Here is a 5,014-nt window from a genome sequence, read left to right as displayed (position 1 = left end):
GCCATAGTGAATGCTTAATGTACTGGCTAACCAATAAATAGCTGATGATTTTCCGACACCACCTTTTTGGTTGCCAACTGCAATGATTTTTGTGTTCATTTCTTTTGAGTTTTGAGTAAAATACGATTTGAGTAATTGAGTAAATGAGTATTTGAGTAAAATTGTAATTGAGCGTTTGAGTAAAATACGATTTGAGTAAATGAGTATTTGAGTATAGTAAAAGTACAAATATATTTTCATTAACAAATAATATAATATTTTTATATGAAATATATGCAATTTCTTTTCGTTATTTTAGTCGTAGTTAAGCGTAGCAAGAGGGAGGTTTTTAGCAGAGCTAAACCTTTGATTATCAATAGCATAGCTATTTTTAAAGAATGCAATTAAATACTAAACAACTGATTATTAGCTTATTAACTCATAATTATGAATGCAAAGCCCAAAATACAAGCAAAAATTATTGAAAGAACCACCATTTCAATTTCTAAGGGAATTTTGGCGAAAGCCACTATTGCTGTTGCCGAACTGAATTTTTTATTTGAAAATTATGAAAAAACAAGTTTGACGGAGCATCAAATAACCATCAAAGGGCAGATACATAAGGCAGATAAAACAATTAAAACACCTGAAAAACTAACCTTAAAAGTCTTTGCCGAAGCAGCTTTATTACATTTCATCAAGTACAAATTCGACCCCAGATACTACCAAGATGATTCGATTGCTACGGCAATTAATCGCCTAAGAAATCATATTTTAGGTTTCATCGTAACCCAAGAAAATAAGTTGATTAGACCTTTTCAGCAAGATATTATTGCTTTGAAAAATGAAATATCATTACTCAAAAAAGGCGTAGAATTTGACACCCAAACCGTAGAAGAAACAGCCTTAGAAACACAAGGAACTTTGATGGGTTTAGTACATATCTTGTTTGAAATATTGGAAGTTGAAAAGTCAGAACGACCCAAATTAGAAAACTTATTACAGCAAAAAGGTATCGAATATATTGAGCATTTGAACAACAAATAAAATGTATTCCAAAGTAATCAACCCTGAAAAAGATGGTCGGATTGCCTTTAACAACAAAGGTAGTTCAGCCCGTTTGGGCAATTATTTGGAGAAAGAATTAGACTTGGTAAAGACTCCACATGGCAAAGTTTTCTTCAATAATGACGGTCATTTCACGAAAGATGAAATGGTCAAAAGTATTGATACTAATGTCAAAGGTTTGACCGCTGATGATGATAAATTTTACTCTTTGGTGCTGAGTCCATCGCAAGCTGAGTTGGAACATATTAAAAATGACCCTCAAAAGCTACGGGCATTTACAGCAGAATGTATGGAAAATTATACTCAAAACTTTGTGCTAAAAGCCAAAGATGGGAGTTTGAAAAAACTATCTGAAAAAGACTTGGTTTGGTTTGCCAATATTGAATATGACCGAACTTTTAAAGGCGATGCAGATGAAGTAAAAAGTGGTGAGAAAAAGCAAGGAGAGCGAAAAGAAGGTTTGCAAACGCACATCCATATTACGGTTTCGGCACGGGATAAGTCAATGAAAATAACCTTGAATCCACGTACAAAAGACAAGCTCAGATTCTCCATTATTGCTTGGAGCGAAAAGAATCAACAAACATTTGATACCCAATTTGGCTATGATTCACCGAAAAAATCATTTACCAATCAAAGCAAAGAAGCCTGGAATAAAGTAATGAGCGTTGAAAGGACTTTGACAACTTTTGAGCAAAAATATGGCTTGCCTGATGCTGATTGTATTAAAATTAGAAGCATGGCAGTTGCACAAGATTATAGCCAAGATTTTAGAAAAAACTTGAAAGAAATTGGTAAAGAACTCAAAAAAGTGGGCGGTAAAAATGGGCTAAATTCAGAGCAATGGGAGCGATTAGGTAATTCAAATCCTGATGAAAGAAGCCAAAATATGGAGCAAGAAAAGGGAAATTCGTTTGATTTGGTCGGTAGTTTCAAGCAAGGTTTTCATTTTTTCAAAGGAGCAGAATTAGCAGAAACCGAAGGAAAAGAGTTGAATGGAACATTTCGCAAAGCTGGTAATCATTTAAGAAAAAGGCTTCAAAATATTCAAAAATCAACTGATAATGACATTTCAATTTAAAAACAAATTTTCATTAATAATTATAAAAAAATAAGAAAATGAAAAAGTACAAGATTCTATTTTACCTCATGGCAATTGTTTTGGTGGCAATTGTTTTTGGAGAATGGTTTGTAATAGCAAATTACGAAACTATACCCAATTGGGTGATTTTACAATACCTCAAATTTGGTTTTTTGTTTAGATTTATCGCATTTATTTCGCTCCCAATGTTGCTTTATAACAAGGAAGAATCACTCATTAATAGGTTTTATAAAAAAGAAAATTCGCCCGATACTTTTACTTTTCGGCAGAAACAATGGCTTATTTTTAGCTATATTTTTGTTGCTTTTTTTGCCCTTTTTTCTATCAATTTGATGGGCATTTCTCCCTTAATTTCGTTATCTTTATACATCATTTTAACCTTTTTAGGGCTATCTTTTAGCTTTTTTACAGAAAAACAAGCTAATAAGAAAGTGCAAATCCAAACCGATGATACCATCATTTTCAACCAATATTCAATTAATATTAAAGGAAAAAGTCATGATGGTTCAAAGGAAAAATGGCTAAATATTGTCAATACTTTTCGTGGTATTTTGGGCATAGCCGCCAATGGTGCAGGAAAAACAGTTTCGTTTGTAGAGCCTTGCATCGAGCAGTATGCCTTCAAAGGTTATGCAGGAATTTTGTTTGATTTTAAATTTCCGACGCTTTCCAATATCGCACATTTGCATTTTGGCAGAAAAGAAGTTTTGAGTTTGCAAGGCAAAAAGCATGAATTGATTGAAAATTCGACCCAATTTTATATCATTAATTTTACGGACATTGCTCGTTCGCATCGTATCAATCCATTGAATCCGAAATACATTAAAAATCAGATTTATGCCAAAGAATTTGCCGAAGCCATCATAAATAGTTTGCAAAAAGGGCAGAATTATAATGATAAGTTTTTTACCCCTTCTGCTATTACATTACTGACGGCTATCATCTGGTTTTTGAAAAAGCATTATCCGCAATATTGTACTTTTCCGCACGTAGTTAATCTAATTGTGGGCGATTCTTACGAAATTTTGATAAAAAAACTCCGAGAAGATGATGAATGTGCAGGACTTATTCGGAGCATTATTACAGCCATAGAATCTAAAGCAGGTAATCAATTGGCAGGGGTAATTGCCAGTTTACAAATGCCTTTTGGAACAATGAACATTCCTGAATACATGTATGTATTGTCGGGCGATGATACCACAATTGATGTCAATGAAAAGGCTAATCCGAAAGTTATTTGCGTAGGAACTGCCCCCGACATTGCCGCAGCTTTATCGCCTATTATATCTTTGATTTTTACGGTGGCTTTGAAAACCATGAATCAACAAGGCAAGCACCATAGTTTTGCTTTGATGGACGAAGCGGCACAGATTTTTATTCCGAACATTGCCGATATTCCTGCCACAGCACGAAGTAATAAGGTTTCGTTTAATATCGTGACACAAGATATTTTGCAGTTTGAAAGCATTTATTCAAAACCTGTCTCTGATTCATTAATAGGCAATTTGAATTATCAGATTTACCTAAAAATTGCCAATTTAGAAACTGCCAAGCGGGTCTCTGCTACGATTGGCAAAGAAAAGGATGTCAAACGGTCGGAAAGTATGAGTACCAATACTGGCGTAAAAGGCGGTAGCAATAATGAGGGATATAACTTTTCGGAAGCACAAACGGAAGTAATTTTGCCTAACCAAATCATGCAATTTAAAGTCGGTGAAATGGTCGGCATTTGTGAAGAAACCAAGCACCCAACATTTCATTTGGAGGTAGAAAGAAATGTTTTTTCAACACCAAACGGCACTAATGGAGATTATGACAAGCAAGGCAGATTTCATACATCTGACAGGAAAATACCTGCATTTAATCAAAATATTGATGTATGTATCATTGCCGAGAAAATTAAATATGAATGTAAAATGATTTTGGCAAGTGAATTGCCAAAAACTCGAAATTAAGAAAATGAAAAATCAAGAAAAACAATCATTGATAAGTCAATTAATGAATTTTATGTTTAAAATTGTAAAAGAGCAAACTCCTACCAAAGAGGAATTTAAAACGCAACTAACCAAAGCTATTTTCAAAATTTTGTTTTTAATTTTGGGTGTTTTATTCTGCCTAATGTTAGCAGGAATAACTTTAGGATTCTATCTTTTGGGCTTCTTTTTAAAGATTTTGGGAAGAATTTTTCTTCTTGGGGCGGGGACAGATTTTGTCCATAATCGTAAGCAAAATAGGCATTATGAGGAGAATGGACGGTATTTTTGATGCGTGATGTTGCATTTTATGCAACCGAGTATAAGGAATCTAAAATCCCACCAACCAACCGCACAAGACTTTGCCTAACACTAAATCCTTTCCGCACAGCCTAAAATCTGTTTATAAAAGTTTTTCTCTGCTAAAATATAAAGACAAATGCCTTTTGGTTATGATGCCCACCCAATTAAAAAAATATTAATTCAATACTTTATTCAGGTAATAATTCATTGGCTTAATTTTTCCTATTTCTGTCTAATTTCTAAAGTGCTGGCACAGTTTATGTTAAATTTTGGTTAAGTTTGTCGAGATATAACTGACAACAATATTGTCTTATATTTCTAATGCCGCTATATTTCCTATAAATCTCACGTTGATTGCATAAAAAAGTACAACAAAATAGATTGAAAAAGTACAATTTTGAAATATTTTCGTTAAATCAAACTATTTCAAATGTCTAAAAAATAGGTTTTAGTGAATATTGAGCTAATTTTTGCAAAAAATATCAAATAGTCGTAGTATATAATTTTTGAATCAAAAAAAATACACACTAAATTGTACTATTCTAATTTTTAAATTTAAAAATTGTACTTTTTAATGCAATCAACGTGA

At 32.9% G+C, this 5,014-nt stretch carries 4 protein-coding genes; all 4 read left to right on the top strand.

Features of this window, described 5'->3' with window-relative positions; translation table 11 throughout:
* Positions 1 to 426 precede the first annotated feature (426 nt).
* Genes ACH2CJ_RS06150 through ACH2CJ_RS06135 form a run of 4 tightly spaced genes read left to right on the top strand, consistent with a single transcriptional unit; the run spans position 427 to position 4,414 of the window.
* On the top strand, positions 427 to 1,026 hold the full coding sequence (locus ACH2CJ_RS06150) for a hypothetical protein (RefSeq protein ID WP_394991373.1): 600 nt from the start codon (positions 427 to 429) through the stop codon (positions 1,024 to 1,026).
* A 1-nt stretch (position 1,027) separates the two neighbouring features.
* On the top strand, positions 1,028 to 2,128 hold the full coding sequence (locus ACH2CJ_RS06145) for a DUF5712 family protein (protein ID WP_394991372.1): 1,101 nt from the start codon (positions 1,028 to 1,030) through the stop codon (positions 2,126 to 2,128).
* Positions 2,129 to 2,166: 38 nt separating this feature from the next.
* Entirely contained in the window at positions 2,167 to 4,104 is a 1,938-nt protein-coding gene (locus tag ACH2CJ_RS06140; RefSeq protein ID WP_394991371.1) for a type IV secretory system conjugative DNA transfer family protein, read from the top strand.
* 4 nt (positions 4,105 to 4,108) lie between these two features.
* Positions 4,109 to 4,414, top strand: a complete 306-nt coding sequence (locus ACH2CJ_RS06135) for a hypothetical protein (RefSeq protein WP_394991370.1) — start codon at positions 4,109 to 4,111, stop codon at positions 4,412 to 4,414.
* Positions 4,415 to 5,014 lie beyond the last annotated feature (600 nt).

It is taken from the genome of Emticicia sp., from assembly GCF_043780375.1.
In the GTDB taxonomy this organism is placed as follows: domain Bacteria; phylum Bacteroidota; class Bacteroidia; order Cytophagales; family Spirosomataceae; genus Emticicia.
This window is presented reverse-complemented; position numbering and strand designations above follow the sequence as displayed.